We start from the raw sequence: 17,180 nt of genomic DNA, 5'->3' as shown, positions 1-17,180 counted from the left end.
AGCAAAGCACAAATATGTTACCGGTTATTACCCATCCCGAGAGCGTGACGGCCATCAAGTCACTACGCTGGCCAGCTACTCCCTGAATGGCGCCAGCCGAGCCATCACGATTTCCCTCGACAGCAAGAGGACAAAAGCTAATATTCCCGAGCAGTTAGCGATGATTACCCCTCTTTGACCAGGTCCGCATCACCATGAAGACAAAGCTGATCACACGCGAAGGCTACAACAAGCTGAAAGAAGAGCTCGATTTCCTCTGGCGTCAGGAGCGCCCCGAGGTCACCAGGAAGGTGGCATGGGCCGCCAGTCTTGGGGATCGCAGCGAAAATGCCGACTACCAGTACAACAAGAAGCGGCTGCGGGAGATCGATCGGCGGGTGCGTTACCTGCGCAAATGTCTCGAAGAGCTGGGGATCGTCGACTATGCCCCCGCACAGGAGGGCAAGGTCTTCTTCGGCGCCTGGGTCGAGGTGGAAAACGAAGAGGGCGAGACCAAGCGCTTTCGCATCGTCGGCTATGACGAGATCTTCGAGCGCAAGGATTACATCTCCATCGACTCCCCCATGGCCCGCGCCCTGCTCAAGAAAGAGGTCGGTGATGAAGCCATCGTCCGTACGCCAGTTGGTGACGTCTGCTGGTATATCAACGAGATCAGCTACCCCAAATAGCCGGACTGCTGGCGAGCTGCTTGCTACAGCCACATCCTGAGTCACAGGTGCAATGGCAAGATAAACGCCCCCCCTGCGACTTTATCAGTCTGACTGGTGCAGACCCCGGCGCAGGGTGGCATCCCGCAACACGACCCCATATAGTGCTCACACTTGGCGCCTGATGGCGCGGACTCGACCACAGAGGCCCTCAACAACATCATGATGCAAACCATAGAGAGACAGATTGCCGATGAGCTCAATGCTCGCCCGGAGCAGGTGCAGGCCGCAGTGCGCCTGCTGGATGAAGGCTCGACCGTGCCCTTTATCGCCCGTTACCGTAAAGAGGTGACCGGCGGTCTGGACGACAGCCAACTACGTACTCTGGAGAGCCGCCTCGGCTATCTGCGTGAACTGGAAGATCGCCGTCAGGTGATCATTCGCTCCATCGAAGAGCAGGGCAAGCTGACCCCCGAGCTGATGCGCGAATTGAATGGCGCCGACAGCAAGACCCGACTGGAAGACCTCTACCTCCCCTACAAGCCCAAGCGCCGCACCAAGGGGCAGATGGCCATCGAAGCCGGGTTGGAGCCGCTTGCCAACCTGCTGCTCAGCGACCCGATGCAGGATCCCGAGCAAGCGGCTGCCGCCTTCCTCAATCCCGAACAGGGCATTGCCGACAGCAAGGCGGCCCTCGACGGCGCCCGCTATATCCTGATGGAGCGCTTCGCCGAGCAGGCCGACCTGCTGGAGAAGTTGCGCGACTACCTGTGGCAAAATGCCACCCTGCGCGCCCGCGTGGTGGCAGGCAAGGAGCAGGAAGGGGCCAAGTTCAAGGACTATTTCGAACACGACGAACCACTGCACAAGGCCCCCTCCCACCGGGTGCTGGCCATGCTGCGCGGCCGCAATGAGGGGATCCTCAATCTGGCGCTGGTCACCGGTGACGATGAGAGTGCCAGCCCCTGCGAAGGGATCATTGCCCACCACCTCAAGCTCAATCTGCAGAACCGCCCGGCCGACAAATGGTTGCAAGGGGTGGTGAGCTGGACCTGGAAGATCAAGTTGTCGCTTCAGATGGAGACCGAGCTGATCGGCCGTATCCGCGAGTCGGCAGAGGAGGAGGCAATCAAGGTGTTCGCCATGAACCTCAAGGATCTGCTGATGGCGGCCCCGGCCGGCATGCGCTGCACCATGGGGCTGGATCCGGGCATCCGTACCGGGGTCAAGGTTGCCGTGGTGGATGCCACCGGCAAACTGGTCGATCACGCCACCATCTATCCGTTCGAACCAAAACGCCAGATTGATCAAAGCCTCAAGACCCTGAGCGAGTTGTGCCAGAAGCACAAGGTCGAGCTCATCAGCATCGGCAACGGCACCGCCTCGCGGGAGACCGACCGGCTGGTCAGCGACCTGTTCGAGCGCTACCCCGCCGCTAAGGCGCAGAAGATAGTCGTGAGCGAAGCGGGGGCCTCGGTCTACTCCGCCTCCGAGCTCGCCTCTCAGGAGTTCCCGGATCTCGACGTATCGATCCGTGGCGCCGTCTCCATCGCCCGCCGCCTGCAAGACCCGCTGGCCGAGCTGGTCAAAATCGACCCCAAGAGCATCGGGGTGGGCCAGTATCAGCACGACGTCGGCCAGAGCCAGCTGGCCCGCCGGCTGGATGCCGTGGTCGAGGATTGCGTGAACGCGGTCGGGGTCGATGTGAACACCGCCTCGGTCGCCCTGCTCAACCGGGTTTCCGGCCTCTCCCAGACGTTGGCCCAGAACATCGTCGCCTATCGGGATGAGCACGGCGCCTTCAAGAGCCGTCAGCAGTTGCTGAAAGTGAGCCGACTCGGCCCCAAAGCCTTCGAACAGTGCGCCGGCTTCCTGCGCATTCGCGGCGGCAGCAATCCCCTCGACAGCTCAGCGGTACACCCGGAGTCCTATCCGGTCGTGGAGCGGATCCTCGCCAAGCTGGAGCAGACCGTGGAGAGCCTGCTCGGCAACAGCAGCCTGCTGCGCAGCCTGAAACCGGCCGATTACACCGATGAGCAATTCGGCGTACCTACCGTCACCGACATCATCGGCGAGCTTGACAAGCCGGGCCGCGACCCGCGCCCCGAGTTCAAAACCGCGACCTTCAAGGAAGGTGTGGAGCAGATCAGCGACCTGGTGCCAGAGATGGTACTGGAAGGTGTAGTCACCAACGTCACCAACTTCGGCGCCTTCGTCGATATCGGTGTTCATCAGGACGGTCTGGTGCACATCTCCTCCCTGACCGACCGTTTCGTCAAGGATCCCCGTGAGGTGGTCAAGGCGGGCGACATTGTGCGGGTCAAGGTGCTGGAAGTGGACGCCCCGCGCAAGCGGATCAGTCTGACCATGCGCCTCGACGAAAAGGCAGGGCAACCCGCCCGCAAGCCGGCTGAAGCGCGCAACAGCAGTGCTGGCAACACTAAACCAAGAAATGAGCCGCGCCAAAGCCCCCCTATGGGTGGTGCCATGGGCAACGCCTTCGCGGCAGCGCTCTCCAAAGCGAAAAAGTAACGACACCGTCCAGAACACCTCTGAATGCAAAAAGCCCCGCAAGGGGCTTTTTTACACGCGAAGCTCAGGATCACTGCGTCAGGGCAGCAAGAATGCTCTCGGGCTCTCCATGCTGGGCCAGCACCTCCCGCAGCCGGTTGAATGCCTTGCAGGCCTCTTGCGGATACTTGCCGTAAGAGACGACGCCGGTGTGGCTCCAGCCTGCCGCCAGCATCACTTTCTTCTTGAAACTGGTTCCTTCAGTTCCCCCTCCCCCGAGCTGCATCAGAAACTGCTCCATCTGCAGGTGGGGAGGCGGTACACGGGAGAAGGTGGTGAAATCTTCCGCTTTGACTTCATCGAAATGCATGACAGCTCCTGTGAAATTGGAATGGGCCTGATCTTCAGGTTAGTTGCAAAACAGGCAAAGCAGCTGAAAGTTTGGTGAGGGGGGATTCAGATATGCAGACTGAGGGACTGGGTCGAGGCCGGGCTGACAGCCTGTTGATAGTGGCCCGCGATGACGCTGTTGCGCTTGTCCATATAGGCACTCAGCACGCCGCCCGATTTTGCGCTCTGCTCGGCCATCAGCTCTTTGCGCGCCTTGGCTTCACTGGCGGCGGCGCTGCGCGCGACGGCCAGATCCTGCGCGGAAGGCTCGGCAGGCGCCAGCGCTGCAGCGCGGATCTGCTGCATCTTGGCGATGGTAGCCGCAGGGTCACCGGGTACGACACTGGTATCGATCTGGACTTCGCCACCCGTAGCATAACGCTTGCCATCCGGCCCTTGCGTAAACTGATAGGTGGGCGAGCTGGCGTACTCTCCACCCGCAGACTGGTGCGCCTGCTCGTGAGTGCGCACCTCCTTGTCACGCTCGACAAGATCCTGAACCTGCTGCTCTTGCCGCTGTTGCTGCTCCTGCTGTTTGGGATCTTGCTGCTTGCGCTGCCCATCCTCACCGGTGGCCTCGACAAAGCGATTATCTGGCAGTGTCGTCGGGGCTAATTGCCCGGTTTCACGGCTGTTCTGGGAGCTCTGATTGCTGGAGGCCTGACCGGCTTTGGATTTCTCTTTCTGGGAGCCGACTTCGGATTCGGCAACGGAGGCTTGGCCCGCTCGGGCCTGCGGGATCAGTTCTGCCCGGCGATTATCCGTCCTCGCCGCTTCCACTTGGGGTTGCAGCTGTGTCGGGATAAGAGGAGGCAGACTGACATTGATGTTCATCTCACACCCGGATGTCGATCAGGGTTCCCATCATCTCGCTGGCAGTCTGCACTACCTTGGCGGAAGCGCCAGCCTGTTGCTCGGCCACCTTGAGATTGACAAGCTCATCGGTCACTTGCACCTGATCCCCGCTGGGGGTGTTGAGGCGGGCGATCTGACCAGATGCCTTGTCGGCAATCTGCTCGGCTCGCTGAAATCCCTGTACCCCGCTGTTGAAAGCAGAATCAATACGCATGGTGTTACTCCTCTGGTCACAGCTTAATTATCCGCCAGACCAGAGGATTAATGAAGCTTGCCGGCTGTTTTTTAGCCAACAAAATCTCGAACGATTTCAATGAATTCGTCAGGGTGGGAGATAAAAGGTGCGTGTGAGGCCTTATTGAGAGTCACGCTGCGGCTGGCAGGGTAGAGATCATCCAACAGGGGAATGGCCGCCTTGGGCACCAATGAATCCAGTCGGCCATAGATCCGCAACCAGGGCAGATCCAGCTCCCGCAGCGGTTCGCGCAGGTCAATCTCGGCCAACAGCGTCAGCCCGGCCTCAAGTGCGGCAAACTGGGGCGCCGGGCGCTCGGCCAGCCAGTGGCGCAACTGACGGATATCGTCCCGGGCGTGTTCACTGCCCATGGCCTGGATCGCCAGAAAGCGCTCTATGGTCTGGCGAAAATCCCCCGCCAGCATCTGGTTGAAGCCGGTCAGTACCTTGGGGGCAATTCCGGGCCACTCGTCCCGCGCCATAAAGCAGGGAGAGCTGGCTACCGTGATCAGGGAGTGCAACCGATCGGGATGCGTCAGCGCCAACTGGCTTGCCACCAGACCGCCGAGCGACCAGCCAAGCAGATGGCACTTCTGCGGCAAGATGGCGGCCACCTGCTCGGCAAGCCAGGTCAGGCTGTAATCCACCTCGTCTGCCAGCGGGCTGTTGCCAAAACCGGGCAAATCCACCAGATGAATCCGATAGTGGGACGCCAACTGCCGGGCAATACCATGCCAGACCGCACCATTCATCCCCCAACCGTGCAACAGCACCAGATCGGGCCCCTGGCCAAACTGCTCTACCGATATGCTCATCTAGACTCAAGATCCCTGTTCATGCACTTGGGGTCAGCATGTTAAAGCGACTGCTCGCTAAAGCAAGCCCGCTGCTCGGCAACCACGGCGACTGGCAAGGGAGTTGCCTCCTCTGTCATCAACCTTGCGACAACGAGCCCCTGCTCTGCAGCTGGTGTCGGCAGGCGCTGCACCAGTCACAGCCGAGATGCCGCCTCTGCGCCGCACCGCTGACTGACTATATAGAAGAGAGCATACCGGTCTGCGGCCGCTGCCAGCGCAGACCTCCCCCTTGGGAGCGGTTGCAGGTGATCGGCGACTACCAAACCCCCTACCCCATGCTGATCCCCCGGCTCAAATATTCCGGCCAGATCCTGCTGGCGCCGCTACTGGCACGCCTCTTGGCCGATCATCTGGATGGCTGCGAGCCGCCGGAGGCGATCATTCCGGTTCCCCTGCACTGGTGGCGGCAGTGGCGGCGCGGGTTCAATCAGGCGGAGGAGATCGCGCACCCCCTTGGCGAGTTCACCGGCATTCCCTGCGACAACACCCTGTTGCAGCGCATCAAGGCAACACCGCAGCAAACAACCCTGAGCGCCGGGCAGCGTCGGCGCAATCTGCGCGGGGCATTCCGGATCCGCCCTCACCACTATCGCCATGTCGCCCTGCTCGATGACGTCGTGACCACAGGCGCCACCGCCGGTCAGCTCAGCCGTTTGCTCCATGAGAGCGGCATCACAAAGGTAGAAGTGTGGGCAATCTGTCGTACCCTGCGGCACAGCAAGTAGCCATCGGCATGCTACCCAAGCATTAATAACCGCGTTATCATGAATACCCTAGTCGTACACTCAGGTTTATGAGGATAGTGATGATCAGCATTTCCGACGCCGCCCAGGCCCATTTCCGTAAACTGCTGGAAAAACAGCCTGATGGCACCAATATCCGGGTGTTTGTGGTCAATCCGGGAACCCAGAATGCCGAGTGTGGCGTATCGTATTGCCCGCCCGATGCCGTGGACCCGGAAGATCAACACCTGCCCTTCAGCGGCTTCGACTGCATGGTCGATCCCCTGAGCGCCCCCTTCCTGGTGGATGCCACCATCGACTTCGTGACCGATCAGATGGGCTCCCAGCTCACCCTGAAAGCACCGAACGCCAAGATGCGTAAAGTGGCCGACGACGCGCCGCTGATCGAGCGCATCGAGTACGTGTTGATGTCCGAAGTGAACCCCATGCTGGCCGGTCACGGTGGCAAGGTCACCCTGGTCGAGCTGACTGAAGACAAACTGGCCATCCTGCAGTTTGGCGGTGGTTGCAACGGTTGCTCCATGGTCGATTACACCCTGAAAGAGGGGATCGAGAAGCAGCTGCTGGAGAAGTTCCCGGGTGAGCTAAACGGCGTGAAAGACGCCACCGAGCACCAGCGCGGCGACCACTCCTACTACTGATTTGCAGCCCTTGCAGCAAAGAAAAGGCCCCGCCAGATGGCGGGGCCTTTTGCATGGGCAATCGGCAGATTACTCGTCCTTCTTGTCTCGCGACAACAGGGCGATGGCCGCCTCTTTCGGGTTCTTACCCTCGTAGAGCACCTTGAAGATCTGCTCGCAGATGGGCATCTCGACGCCGCAGCGGGCCGCCAGCAGATGCACCTCTTTGGTGTTGCGATACCCCTCTACCACCTGACCGATCTCGGTCATGGCGGTGTTCACATCCTTGCCGGCCCCGAGGGCCAGCCCGAAGCGACGGTTGCGCGACTGGTTGTCGGTACAGGTGAGCACCAGATCCCCGAGCCCCGCCATCCCCATAAAGGTTTTGGCATCGGCACCCAGCGCCGCACCCAGACGCTGCATCTCCACCAGACCCCGGGTGATGAGCGCGGTTCTGGCATTGGCGCCAAACCCGAGCCCGTCGGAGAGACCGGCACCGATAGCGATGACGTTCTTCACCGCTCCACCCAGCTGTAGACCGACGAAATCCGGATTGGTATAGACCCGGAACGAACGGCCACAGTGCAGCAGATGGGAGAGATCGTCGGCGAACTCGTCGTGAGTCGAGGCGACCGAGATGGCGGTCGGCAAACCGGCAGCCAGCTCCTTGGCGAAGGTTGGGCCGGAGATGACCGCCAGCGGCATCTCGTCACCCAGCACTTCACGGGCCACGTCCTGCAGCAGACGGCCACTGTCCGGCTCCAGACCCTTGGTGGCCCAGGCGATACGGGTATCGGGGCGCAGGAAGGGTTTGATCAGGGTCAGTACATCACCAAATACATGGCTTGGCACGACCAGCAGCAGCACGGGGGCAGCCTGTACCGCACGTTGCAGATCCGCAGTTAGCTGCAGATCGGCAGGAAAAGGGACATCAGGCAAAAATGCCTTGTTGCAGCGGTCTTGTTCCAGCTCGGCAACATGAGCGGGGTCGTGACCCCACAGCAGGGTCGGATGACCGTTGCGCGCCAGAGAAATGGCAAGGGCGGAGCCATAAGACCCCGCCCCCAAGACCGAGATAGCGATCTGGTCAGCCATTATCAGGCTTCCGCAGTCGCCTGCTGGGCCTGTGCTTGCGCCATGTGCTGGGCAAACAGGGCATCGAAGTTGACCGGTGCCAGGTTCAGCTGCGGGAAGGAACCCTTGCTCACCATGTTGGCCACGGCTTCGCGGGCATACGGGAACAGGATGTTCGGGCAGAAGGCAGCCAGGCAGTGAGCCAGTTGCGGCTCCGGCAGGTTACCGATGGTGAAGATACCGGCTTGCTGTACTTCGCACAGGAAGGCGGTTTCGGTTTCCAGTTTGCAAGTCACGGTCAGGGTCAGGACAACCTCGTACACGTTCTCAGCCAGGATGTTGGTCTTGGTATCCATATCCAGCTTGACGTCCGGCTGCCACTCTTTCTGGAAGATGTGCGGGGTGTTCGGCGCTTCGAAAGAGACATCCTTGGTGTAAACACGCTGGATGTGGAATTCCGGTTGTACTTCCTGGTTGTTGATCTCGTCAGCCATTTCGTTTGATTCCTTGTTATATGGATAAGTGGGCTCAGGCCCTGCTTAAATCAGCGTTTCTTGGTTACCGGCAGATTTTCTGCACGCCATTGGGCCATGCCACCGCCGAGCACATAAACCTGCTTGAAGCCAGCTTTGCTCAGCTGACGGCCCGCGCCGCCCGCAGTCATTCCCGACTCGCACACCACTATGATGGGGGCATCTTTATGCTTTTCAACCGGGCCCAGATTATTGCTCTGGATCTGGGTCAGCGGCAGGTGCTGGGCACCGGCCAGATGGCCCTTGGCATACTCTTCCTGACTGCGAATATCCACCACGGTGGCATTCTCGCGGTTGATCAGCAGGGTCGCGGTGTGATTGTTGACGGTTTTTACCGGGGACAAACGGGCACGCACAGTGGTGTAAACCAGGGTGCCAGCCAGACCTAACCAGGCTGCGGTCAGCAGCGGGTTACGGGCCGCAAAATCCAAATACTCTTGCATCTTCTACTATCCAGGGACCAAGACAAGGGCCCGAGTATACATGGGGGTATTGATAAGATCAGCCATCTTGGCGGCAAAGCGCGAGCAGGCTCCCATCATCATTGGGCAGCGAGCATGGCAGGAAAGGCGTGGCTTGCGGGGCCACGGGAGCGCCCCTTGGCTATCAGGTGACTATTTCGGCAGATGTAGTAATATTACGCTAGTTTCATTTCCCGCATTTTTTCCAATCCGAGAGGACATAGTCTTATGTCAACAGCTAAGAAACCTTTGGTTCTGGTCATCATGGACGGTTGGGGCTACAGCACCAAGCAAGAGCACAACGCCGTCGCTGCCGCCAAGACTCCCAACCTCGATCGTCTGGCCCGTGACTACACCAGCACCCTGATCTCCGGCTCCGGTCTGGATGTCGGTCTGCCGGATGGCCAGATGGGCAACTCTGAAGTAGGCCACGTCAACATCGGTGCCGGTCGCATCGTCTATCAGGAGCTGACCCGCATCTCCAAAGACATCCAGGACGGCGAATTCTTCCAGAACGTCGAGCTGGCCAAGGCTGTTGACGCTGCCGTGACCAACGGCAAAGCCGTTCACATCATGGGCCTGATGTCCCCGGGTGGCGTACACAGCCACGAAGAGCACATCATGGGCATGATCGAAATGGCTGCCAAGCGTGGCGCCGAGAAGATCTATCTGCACGCCTTCCTGGATGGCCGCGACGTTCCGCCGCGCTCCGCCCAGTCCTCCATCGAGCTGTTCGACGCCCTGTTCGCCAAGCTGGGCAAGGGTCGTTTCGCCTCCATGATCGGTCGTTACTTCGCCATGGACCGTGACAACCGCTGGGATCGCGTGCAGCAAGCCTATGACCTGATGACCCAAGGCAAGGGCGAGTTCACCGCCGAGAGCGCCACCGAAGCGCTGGCTGCCGCCTATGCCCGCGACGAGAACGACGAGTTCGTCAAAGCGACCCGCATCGGCGAAGCTGCCCCGATGGAAGATGGCGATGCGCTGATTTTCATGAACTTCCGTGCCGACCGTGCCCGTGAAATCACCCGCGCCTTCGTTGACACCGACTTCACCGGCTTCGCCCGTGCCGTTGAGCCGAAGCTGAACTTCGTGATGCTGACCGAATACGCGGCCGACATCAAAACTGCCTGCGCCTACCCGCCGACCGCTCTGGTCAACACCCTGGGTGAGTGGCTGGCCAAGCAGGGCAAGACCCAGCTGCGCATCTCCGAAACCGAGAAATACGCTCACGTCACCTTCTTCTTCAACGGTGGCGAAGAGTCCTGCTTCACCGGCGAAGATCGCGAGATCGTGGCCAGCCCGAAAGTGGCGACCTATGACCTGCAGCCGGAGATGAGCTCCGAAGAACTGACCGACAAGCTGGTTGCGGCCATCAAGAGCGGCAAGTACGACGTCATCATCTGTAACTACCCGAATGGCGACATGGTTGGTCACACCGGTGTGTTCGATGCCGCCGTCAAAGCGTGTGAAGCCGTTGACCACTGCATCGGTCGCGTCACCGACGCCCTGGCCGAAGTGGGTGGCGAGTGCCTGATCACTGCCGACCACGGCAACGCCGAGAAGATGCTGGACGAAGAGACTGGTCAGGCCCACACCGCCCACACCAATCTGCCGGTTCCGCTCATCTATTTCGGTCGCAAAGCCGAGGTAGTTGAGGGTGGCAAACTGTCCGATCTGGCCCCCACCATGCTGACCCTGATGGGTCTGCCGGTGCCGCCGGAAATGACTGGCAAGCCCCTGATGATTCTGAAATAATCCTTCCCCATGCGGGGATGCGAAGTTATTTCACAGAAAACCAGTCGCGTCGGCCTGTTGGCCGGCGCGCTGTTTTTTTGCCTGTCGTTTGGCGCCAGCAAACCGGCTTTGGCCGCCAATCAGCAGCTGGGGACCATGCAGTCCCAGATCAAAGAACAACAGCAGACCATCAAGCTCAGCAAGCAGGAGCTTGCCAAGCTCAATACCCAGCTCAAGGCTGACGAGCAGGCCATCTCGGCCGCCGCCGCCAAACTCAACCAGACCAGGCAGCAGTTGAAGCAGAACCAGCAGACGCTGGCGACCCTGCAAAAAGACAAGCTGGCGCTGGAAGTTCAAGCCAAACATCAGAAACAGTTGCTGGCCAAACAGGCGGAGAGCGCCTTTCAGGCGGGCAACCACGACTACCTCAAACTGCTGCTCAATCAGCAGGATCCGGCCAAACTGAGCCGCTCACTCGACTACTACGACTACCTCAACAAGGCCCGCATCGAGGCCATCGACGCCCTGCGCGCCACCCGCGACAAGCTGGCGAAAAACCAGCAGGCAACCAAAGAGACCGAAACCAGACTGCAGACCCTGCTTGCCGAACAGCAGGAACATCACCAGAGCCTGCTGGCCAGCCAGCAGAGCCGGGCCAAGGTGCGCAACCAGTTGCAGCAGTCGGTACAGGATGACGAGCAGAAGCTCACCAAGCTGGTCAAGGCGGAGAAAGCGCTGAAAGCCCGGCTGGAAGAGCTGCGTCGCAAGCGGGAAGAGCAGGAGCGCCGTGAACGGGCCGAGCGGGAACGGCTGGCCAAGCTGAAAGCGGAGCAGGAGCGTCAGCGCAAGCTGGCCGAACAGCGCCGCGCCGAGCAACAACGACTCGCCGCCCAGCAGAATAAAACCGTCAAACCGGCAGAACCTGCCGAAGAGGTGGCCAGCAGCAAACCGGAGCGCGGCTCGGGCATCAGCAGTGCCGGTCACTATAGCGGCCTCAAGACCAATGGCAGCCTGCGCTGGCCGGTGCAGGGACCGATCCTCATCTCCTATGGCTCGCCCCGTACCGCCCAGCTCAAGTGGAAAGGCACCCTGATCGGCGCCAGCGAAGGAACCCAGGTCAAGGCGGTTGCACCGGGACAAGTGGTCTACGCCGACTGGCTCGACGGCTTCGGTATGCTGCTGGTGATCGACCACGGTAAAGGCTATATGAGCCTCTACGGTCATAATCAGTCGCTGCTGCGTCAGGTTGGCCAGAACGTGGAACAGGGTGAACCGGTGGCGCTGGTCGGTGACAGTGGCGGTCAGGACAGACCGGGCCTCTACTTCGAAATTCGCTATCAGGGCGAGGCGATCAACCCGACCAAATGGCTGGCCAAGGGTTGAGTCAACCCGGCCGACAAACGCGTCACACACTCACTAGCAAAAGCCTGCCTCACGCAGGCTTTTGTCGTTTCAGGAGCGCCCTCCCCACTGTCGGTCCCATTTGATGAAAAATTACCTATTTTTTCGCTCGGCTCAGGGGAAGACAACCAGACCGATCTGCTCCAGCAATGTCTGCTGCTGATCCTCGTTGATCTGTACTCCCTGCAGATCGACCCGGCGCAGATCCAGCCCCGGCAGATCGCACTGGCGCAGATCGCAGCCCTGCAGCTTGAAGCTGGTCCAGTCAATCTGGCCAAACTCGGAGCCGCTAAGATCGGAACCCACCAGCGAGGCACCAAACAGGTTGGCCCCCTGCCAACGGTTGCCGGTCAGCTCGCACTTCTCCAGCAGGCAGCCCTCGAAGCTGGCGTAGCTGAAGTTGTTGCCGGTCAGATGGGCCTCGCAGAAGTAGCTTTTCGCGGTGATCTGGTTGGCGAAGCTGGCATGGCCGAAGTTGATGCCGACCGCCTGACAGTCGCGCATCTCCAGCCCCAGACACTGGCTGCGGCTGCAGTCGGCCATGGTGAGATCGCAGCGCAGGAAGCTGGCCTCGCGCAGCTCGCAACCCTGCAACAGGCAGCCCCGTTCACTCTCCCGATCGTAGAAGCTGCAGTCAATGAAGCGGCTATCGCTCAGATCCAGCCAGGAGAAGTTGCAGCCGATAAAGCGGCACTCCGAGAACTGTTCCCCCTCCACATCCTGTTGCTCGAACCGGAAATCCACGAACTGCTTGCCTCTGATCATCGGAAAACTCCTGCAAAAACGGCTTCATATGCTGACTTTATCCGCCAAAAACGGTAATGTTACATGTAACATCCACGTTGGACACCTCTATGAGCCCCACCCGCAAGCGCCGCCCCACCCTGCAAGATATCGCCGACCAGACCGGCGTGACCAAGATGACTGTCAGCCGCTATCTGCGCGACCCGCAGACCGTGGCGGAGGGGACCCGCGAGCGGATCGCGGCTGTGGTGGAAGAGCTGGGTTATATCCCCAACCGGGCGCCGGACATTCTCTCCAACGCGACCAGCAAGGCGATCGGCATCCTGATCCCCTCCCTCTCCAACCAGGTCTTCTCGGCGGTGATCCACGGCATCGAGTCAGTGACCCGACCGGCCGGTTACCAGACCCTGCTGGCCCACTACGGCTACAGTCCGGAGCGGGAGGAGGAGCAGGTCGCGTCCCTGCTCTCCTATCACGTGGATGGGCTGATCCTCTCCGACAGCCAGCACACCGAACGCACCCGCAAGATGATCGCCACCGCCGGCATTCCGGTGGTGGAGACCATGGATCTGCCGCAAACCCCCATCGACATGGTGGTCGGCATGGACCATAGAGCCGCCGCCCGGGCCATGGTAACAGAGATGCTGCGCCGGGGCCGACGCAAGGTGGTCTATCTGGGGGCACGGCTCGACGTGCGCACCCAGCTGCGGATGGAGGGTTACTATCAGGCGATGACCGACTTCGGCCTCACCGGCCAGCATCTGCTGACCGAACAATCCTCCAGCTTCACTCTGGGGGGCGAGCTGCTGGATCAGGCGCTGGTACGCTATCCCGACCTCGACGGCCTGTTCTGCACCAACGATGACCTGGCGGTGGGTGCTCTGCTGCAGTGTCAGGCCAAGTGGATCCCGGTGCCCCAGCAGATCGCCATCGCCGGTTGCAACGCTCTCGACATCGGCCACGCCATGACCCCCAAACTGGCCAGTATCGCCACCCCGCGGGAAGCGATCGGTCGGGAGGCGGCCACCATGCTGCTGGCGCGTCTCAACGGCCAATCCCAACCCGACACCCGCAAGGATATCGGCTTCTCCCTCTATGTCGGGGAGAGTCTGGGGTAATCCCTTCCCGCACACACTGAAGCCACGCTGATAGCAAACAGGCCACCCGAGGGTGGCCTGTTTGGTTTTCTGCACAATTGATGCTTAGCGTTTAACCAGTTCAACCGCTTCGCGGGAGAGGCGGGTTACCTCTTCCCAGTTGCCGCTCTTGACCGCATCAGCCGGCAGCATCCAGGAGCCGCCGACGGTGGCCACGCATTTGAGTGCCAGATAGTCGGCCACGTTTTTCGGGCCGATACCGCCGGTGGGGCAGAACTTCACCTGGGGCAGCGGGGCGGCAATGGCGGAGAGCACCTTGGTACCGCCGTTCGCTTCGGCAGGGAAGAACTTCAGGTGGTCATAGCCCGCTTCCAGCGCCTGCATCACTTCAGACGGAGTAGCAACGCCCGGGATCAGCGGCGCCGTGCTCTTGGCCGCGTGGGCCAGCAGGGCTGGCGTCATCCCTGGGGAGATGACGAAGCGGGCACCGGCAGCGACGGCTGCGTCAAACTGCTCGCAGTTGAGCACGGTACCGGCACCGACCATGGCATCCGGCATCGCCTTGGCGATGAGGGCAATGGCATCGAGCGCCACCGGGGTGCGCAGGGTGATTTCGAAGACAGAGATGCCGCCGTCGAGCAGCGCCTTGGCCATCGGCAGGGCCTGATCCAGCTCGTTGATAACCATCACGGGTACCAGCGGGGAGGCGGCAAACACCTCGGCCGGGGTCACTTTCCAGTTCTGCATAGCTCTTCCTTAGTCAAAGATGGTGGCGCCACACTCGGCGCTCGATACCGCGCGACGCATCACGCTGAACAGTTCACGGCCCCACCCCTCTTGTTCCAGAGTGAGGTCAATCTCGGCCTGGGTACGGCCACTCAAATCGGTCAGGCAGTCGAGGCTGCCGTTTACCGCGTCAACCCGCAGCAGGTCACCGTCAGCAAGCAGGCCAATGGCCCCGCCGTGCAGCGCTTCCGGGGTGACGTGGATGGCGGCCGGGATCTTGCCGGAGGCGCCGGAGAGACGGCCATCGGTGACCAGCGCCACCTTGTAACCCGCCTTCTGCAGGTTGCCGAGCACCGGCATCAGCTTGTGCAGCTCCGGCATGCCGTTAGCGGCCGGACCATTGTGGCGCACCACGATAACGGCATCCTGATTGAGATCGCCCGCCTTGTAGGCCGCTTCCACCGCATGCTGGGAGGAGAAGACCCGCGCTGGCGCTTCGATAACCCGATACTCGGGAGCCACGGCGGAGACCTTGACCACGGCGCGGCCCAGATTGCCCGCCAGCAGCTTGGTGCCACCAGTGGCCTGGAATACGCTGCCGGAAGGTGACAACACGCTCGCATCGCCGCTCTCGCCCACCGGCTGCCATACCAGCTGGCCATCGACCAGTGCCGGACGGCTGAGGTAATCCTGCATCTCGCCAAAGACCGGGGTGGCATCCATGTGGATCAGCCCCTCTTCGGCCAGACGGCGCATCAGGCCGGGCACGCCGCCCGCCTGTTCGAAGGCGTTGACGTCGGCCGGGCCGTTCGGGTACATGCGAACCAAGAGCGGCACAACGTCGGAGAGATCGCTGATGTCATCCCAGGTCAGTACCAGACCGGCGGCGCGGGCCAGCGCCACCATGTGGATACTGTGGTTGGTGCTGCCGCCAGAGGCGAGCAGGGCCACCAGACCGTTGACCAGCGAGCGCTCGTCCAGCACCTCGCTCAGCGGGCGATAGGCCGGGGAACCCGGGATCATGGCGCTAATACGGCGGGCCGCTTCGGCGGTCAGGGCGCGACGCAGCTCGCTATGCGGGTGCACAAAGGCAGAGCCCGGCAGCATCAGGCCCATGGCCTCGAATACCAGCTGGTTGGTGTTGGCGGTGCCGTAGAAGGTACAGGTGCCTGCCGCGTGGTAGGCGCCGCACTCCATCTCCAGCAGGGCATCGCGACCCACTTCACCGGCAGCGTACTTCTGACGCACCTTCACCTTCTCGTCATTGCTGATGCCGCTCGCCATCGGGCCAGCAGGAACAAATGCAGTCGGCAGGTGAGCGTGGGAGAGGGCCCCCATGATCTGACCCGGAGCGATCTTGTCGCAGATACCGAGAAGCAGGGTGGCATCAAAGGTGTTGTGAGAGAGCGACAGTGCGGTCGCCTGGGCGATCAGGTCGCGGGAGAAGAGGGACATGTCCATCCCCGGCTGACCCTGAGTCACGCCGTCGCACATGGCGGGCACGCCGCCGGCGACCTGGGCGCTGTGACCCAGCTCGGCCAGCACCGCCTTGATCTGATCCGGATAGCCCTGATAGGGCTGATGGGCGCTCAGCATATCGTTGTAGGCGGTGACGATGCCGACGTTGGCGCGGGTCATATCGAGAATGCGACCCTTCTCGTCACTGCTGCAGGCGGCCACGGCGTGGGCCAGGTTGCCGCAGGCCAGCGCGGCACGGGTCTTGCCCTGCTCTGCCTGACGCTGGATGCGGGCCAGAAATGCCTGACGACGGGCGACACTGCGCTCGCGGATGCGGGCGGTGACGTCGGAAATTACCTGATGAATCATTGGGCTTGCTCCAATGCTGTGACGGCGCGGTCAACCACCTGTTCGAAGGTGCCGTCTATATCAATGTGGAATACACCGGCTTCGCCATCCGGGCGCTCCAGCGTATCGAACTGACTTTGTACCATGCTTTCACGCATGAAGTGGCCCTTGCGGGCACGCATCCGCTCGAGGATCAGCGGCTGGCTGCCATCGAGGAAGATGAAGCTGACCGACTCGTTGCCTTCGCGGATCTGGTCGCGGTACTTCTTTTTGAGGGCGGAACAGACAATGATGCCGGTCTCGTTCTTCTGCTCGAGACTGTAGGCGGCGTCGCGGATCCGCTCCAGCCAGGGGGCACGATCCTCATCGTTGAGGGGGTTGCCACCAGCCATCTTCTGGATGTTGGCCTTGGGGTGCAGGTCATCACCATCGATGAACTTGGCGCCCAGCGCTTCGGCCACTTTCAGACCCACGCTGGATTTGCCGCTACCACACACACCCATCACGATAATGCACTTACCCGCCATAATTTGACCTCTGTCCCACTTTTCAAAAAACCAGCTGTTGATGGGTTCTAATCTAACACGTTACCGGTAACATGTTACCGGTAACGATTGAAAATGTGAAGTCTGCCACAGACTGAGCAAACCCATAGTCACCTGGGCATATGATGTTGAGCCCTTGCCATAAATCTAAATAAATCATAAAGATATGGTTTGCCGACGGATCGGCAAGGTGTCACG

18 protein-coding genes are annotated in these 17,180 nt (G+C 60.9%); 7 read left to right on the top strand and 11 right to left on the bottom strand.

The genetic code is table 11. The features are described 5' to 3' along the window. The first annotated feature begins 194 nt into the window (after positions 1–194). Both greB and OKC31_RS13030 read left to right on the top strand, forming a co-directional pair. Entirely contained in the window at positions 195–668 is a 474-nt protein-coding gene (gene greB, locus OKC31_RS13035; RefSeq protein WP_005355349.1) for a transcription elongation factor GreB, read from the top strand. 201 nt (positions 669–869) lie between these two features. After that, positions 870–3,179, top strand: coding sequence for a Tex family protein (locus tag OKC31_RS13030; RefSeq protein WP_247823633.1), 2,310 nt, complete (start codon positions 870–872; stop codon positions 3,177–3,179). A 70-nt stretch (positions 3,180–3,249) separates the two neighbouring features. On the opposite strand, the gene OKC31_RS13025 is transcribed toward OKC31_RS13030, so the two are convergent. The 4 genes from OKC31_RS13025 to bioH form a co-directional block, all read right to left on the bottom strand. Continuing rightward, positions 3,250–3,528, bottom strand: a complete 279-nt coding sequence (locus OKC31_RS13025; RefSeq protein WP_005355353.1) for a hypothetical protein — start codon at positions 3,526–3,528, stop codon at positions 3,250–3,252. An 86-nt stretch (positions 3,529–3,614) separates the two neighbouring features. Further along, positions 3,615–4,382, bottom strand: a complete 768-nt coding sequence (locus OKC31_RS13020; RefSeq protein ID WP_088868230.1) for a putative metalloprotease CJM1_0395 family protein — start codon at positions 4,380–4,382, stop codon at positions 3,615–3,617. A gap of 1 nt (position 4,383) precedes the next feature. After that, on the bottom strand, positions 4,384–4,617 hold the full coding sequence (locus tag OKC31_RS13015; RefSeq protein WP_247823634.1) for a flagellar basal body rod C-terminal domain-containing protein: 234 nt from the start codon (positions 4,615–4,617) through the stop codon (positions 4,384–4,386). 71 nt (positions 4,618–4,688) lie between these two features. Further along, positions 4,689–5,453: a pimeloyl-ACP methyl ester esterase BioH gene (gene bioH, locus OKC31_RS13010; protein ID WP_247823635.1), complete on the bottom strand. Its 765-nt coding sequence runs from the start codon at positions 5,451–5,453 to the stop codon at positions 4,689–4,691. A 38-nt stretch (positions 5,454–5,491) separates the two neighbouring features. Between bioH and OKC31_RS13005 the strand changes: the two genes are divergently transcribed. Together OKC31_RS13005 and nfuA are read left to right on the top strand one after the other, a co-directional pair. Then, positions 5,492–6,220 (top strand): ComF family protein, encoded by a 729-nt coding sequence (locus tag OKC31_RS13005; protein WP_247823636.1) that lies wholly within the window; start codon positions 5,492–5,494, stop codon positions 6,218–6,220. Between the two features lie 80 nt (positions 6,221–6,300). Then, on the top strand, positions 6,301–6,879 hold the full coding sequence (gene nfuA, locus OKC31_RS13000; RefSeq protein ID WP_005340636.1) for a Fe-S biogenesis protein NfuA: 579 nt from the start codon (positions 6,301–6,303) through the stop codon (positions 6,877–6,879). Between the two features lie 69 nt (positions 6,880–6,948). Here nfuA and gpsA read toward each other — a convergent pair whose 3' ends face one another. Genes gpsA through OKC31_RS12985 form a run of 3 tightly spaced genes read right to left on the bottom strand, consistent with a single transcriptional unit; the run spans position 6,949 to position 8,908 of the window. Beyond that, positions 6,949–7,953 (bottom strand): NAD(P)H-dependent glycerol-3-phosphate dehydrogenase, encoded by a 1,005-nt coding sequence (gene gpsA / locus OKC31_RS12995; protein ID WP_247823637.1) that lies wholly within the window; start codon positions 7,951–7,953, stop codon positions 6,949–6,951. A gap of 2 nt (positions 7,954–7,955) precedes the next feature. Continuing rightward, entirely contained in the window at positions 7,956–8,426 is a 471-nt protein-coding gene (gene secB, locus OKC31_RS12990) for a protein-export chaperone SecB (protein WP_005340639.1), read from the bottom strand. Between the two features lie 50 nt (positions 8,427–8,476). Continuing rightward, positions 8,477–8,908, bottom strand: a complete 432-nt coding sequence (locus OKC31_RS12985; RefSeq protein ID WP_005340640.1) for a rhodanese-like domain-containing protein — start codon at positions 8,906–8,908, stop codon at positions 8,477–8,479. A gap of 246 nt (positions 8,909–9,154) precedes the next feature. Between OKC31_RS12985 and gpmM the strand changes: the two genes are divergently transcribed. Then, complete coding sequence (gpmM, locus tag OKC31_RS12980; RefSeq protein ID WP_005356867.1) at positions 9,155–10,684, top strand: 2,3-bisphosphoglycerate-independent phosphoglycerate mutase; 1,530 nt, start codon at positions 9,155–9,157, stop codon at positions 10,682–10,684. Between the two features lie 9 nt (positions 10,685–10,693). Continuing rightward, positions 10,694–12,046, top strand: a complete 1,353-nt coding sequence (gene envC / locus OKC31_RS12975) for a murein hydrolase activator EnvC (protein WP_236324951.1) — start codon at positions 10,694–10,696, stop codon at positions 12,044–12,046. A gap of 132 nt (positions 12,047–12,178) precedes the next feature. On the opposite strand, the gene OKC31_RS12970 is transcribed toward envC, so the two are convergent. Then, positions 12,179–12,829, bottom strand: a complete 651-nt coding sequence (locus OKC31_RS12970) for a Qnr family pentapeptide repeat protein (protein ID WP_247823638.1) — start codon at positions 12,827–12,829, stop codon at positions 12,179–12,181. A gap of 89 nt (positions 12,830–12,918) precedes the next feature. On the opposite strand from OKC31_RS12970, the gene OKC31_RS12965 reads away from it, so the two are divergent. Continuing rightward, positions 12,919–13,926 carry a substrate-binding domain-containing protein gene (locus OKC31_RS12965; RefSeq protein WP_076493932.1) on the top strand — a complete coding sequence of 336 codons (1,008 nt, stop codon included), beginning with the start codon at positions 12,919–12,921 and terminating at the stop codon, positions 13,924–13,926. Between the two features lie 84 nt (positions 13,927–14,010). On the opposite strand, the gene OKC31_RS12960 is transcribed toward OKC31_RS12965, so the two are convergent. From OKC31_RS12960 to OKC31_RS12950, 3 genes are read right to left on the bottom strand one after another with little or no spacing between them, the layout of a single operon-like run. Further along, positions 14,011–14,652, bottom strand: a complete 642-nt coding sequence (locus OKC31_RS12960) for a bifunctional 4-hydroxy-2-oxoglutarate aldolase/2-dehydro-3-deoxy-phosphogluconate aldolase (RefSeq protein ID WP_247823639.1) — start codon at positions 14,650–14,652, stop codon at positions 14,011–14,013. A 9-nt stretch (positions 14,653–14,661) separates the two neighbouring features. Continuing rightward, positions 14,662–16,458: a phosphogluconate dehydratase gene (edd, locus tag OKC31_RS12955; protein WP_236322893.1), complete on the bottom strand. Its 1,797-nt coding sequence runs from the start codon at positions 16,456–16,458 to the stop codon at positions 14,662–14,664. Beyond that, the gene (locus tag OKC31_RS12950; RefSeq protein WP_005340649.1) at positions 16,455–16,964 is read right to left on the bottom strand and encodes a gluconokinase; all 510 of its coding nucleotides are present in this window, start codon (positions 16,962–16,964) and stop codon (positions 16,455–16,457) included. The genes edd and OKC31_RS12950 overlap by 4 nt, the downstream gene beginning before the upstream one ends. Positions 16,965–17,180: the final 216 nt, after the last annotated feature.

Origin of the sequence: Aeromonas sp. Y293-4 (assembly GCF_027705905.1) — a bacterium.
GTDB classification, from domain to species: domain Bacteria; phylum Pseudomonadota; class Gammaproteobacteria; order Enterobacterales; family Aeromonadaceae; genus Aeromonas; species Aeromonas veronii.
The sequence above is the reverse complement of the archived record's forward strand: the minus strand, read 5'-3'. Positions and strand labels throughout refer to the sequence as shown.

Excerpts from the sequence above, each read along its gene's own strand:
- OKC31_RS12970 (WP_247823638.1), bottom strand. The coding sequence starts at position 12,829 with ATGATCAGAGGCAAGCAGTTCGTGGATTTCCGGTTCGAGCAACAGGAT.
- bioH (WP_247823635.1), bottom strand. The coding sequence starts at position 5,453 with ATGAGCATATCGGTAGAGCAGTTTGGCCAGGGGCCCGATCTGGTGCTG.
- OKC31_RS13020 (WP_088868230.1), bottom strand. The coding sequence starts at position 4,382 with ATGAACATCAATGTCAGTCTGCCTCCTCTTATCCCGACACAGCTGCAA.
- OKC31_RS12960 (WP_247823639.1), bottom strand. The coding sequence starts at position 14,652 with ATGCAGAACTGGAAAGTGACCCCGGCCGAGGTGTTTGCCGCCTCCCCG.
- OKC31_RS13025 (WP_005355353.1), bottom strand. The coding sequence starts at position 3,528 with ATGCATTTCGATGAAGTCAAAGCGGAAGATTTCACCACCTTCTCCCGT.
- envC (WP_236324951.1), top strand. The coding sequence starts at position 10,694 with ATGCGGGGATGCGAAGTTATTTCACAGAAAACCAGTCGCGTCGGCCTG.
- OKC31_RS12985 (WP_005340640.1), bottom strand. The coding sequence starts at position 8,908 with ATGCAAGAGTATTTGGATTTTGCGGCCCGTAACCCGCTGCTGACCGCA.
- secB (WP_005340639.1), bottom strand. The coding sequence starts at position 8,426 with ATGGCTGACGAGATCAACAACCAGGAAGTACAACCGGAATTCCACATC.
- greB (WP_005355349.1), top strand. The coding sequence starts at position 195 with ATGAAGACAAAGCTGATCACACGCGAAGGCTACAACAAGCTGAAAGAA.
- OKC31_RS13005 (WP_247823636.1), top strand. The coding sequence starts at position 5,492 with ATGTTAAAGCGACTGCTCGCTAAAGCAAGCCCGCTGCTCGGCAACCAC.
- gpmM (WP_005356867.1), top strand. The coding sequence starts at position 9,155 with ATGTCAACAGCTAAGAAACCTTTGGTTCTGGTCATCATGGACGGTTGG.
- nfuA (WP_005340636.1), top strand. The coding sequence starts at position 6,301 with ATGATCAGCATTTCCGACGCCGCCCAGGCCCATTTCCGTAAACTGCTG.
- OKC31_RS13015 (WP_247823634.1), bottom strand. The coding sequence starts at position 4,617 with ATGCGTATTGATTCTGCTTTCAACAGCGGGGTACAGGGATTTCAGCGA.
- OKC31_RS12950 (WP_005340649.1), bottom strand. The coding sequence starts at position 16,964 with ATGGCGGGTAAGTGCATTATCGTGATGGGTGTGTGTGGTAGCGGCAAA.
- OKC31_RS12965 (WP_076493932.1), top strand. The coding sequence starts at position 12,919 with ATGAGCCCCACCCGCAAGCGCCGCCCCACCCTGCAAGATATCGCCGAC.
- edd (WP_236322893.1), bottom strand. The coding sequence starts at position 16,458 with ATGATTCATCAGGTAATTTCCGACGTCACCGCCCGCATCCGCGAGCGC.
- OKC31_RS13030 (WP_247823633.1), top strand. The coding sequence starts at position 870 with ATGATGCAAACCATAGAGAGACAGATTGCCGATGAGCTCAATGCTCGC.
- gpsA (WP_247823637.1), bottom strand. The coding sequence starts at position 7,953 with ATGGCTGACCAGATCGCTATCTCGGTCTTGGGGGCGGGGTCTTATGGC.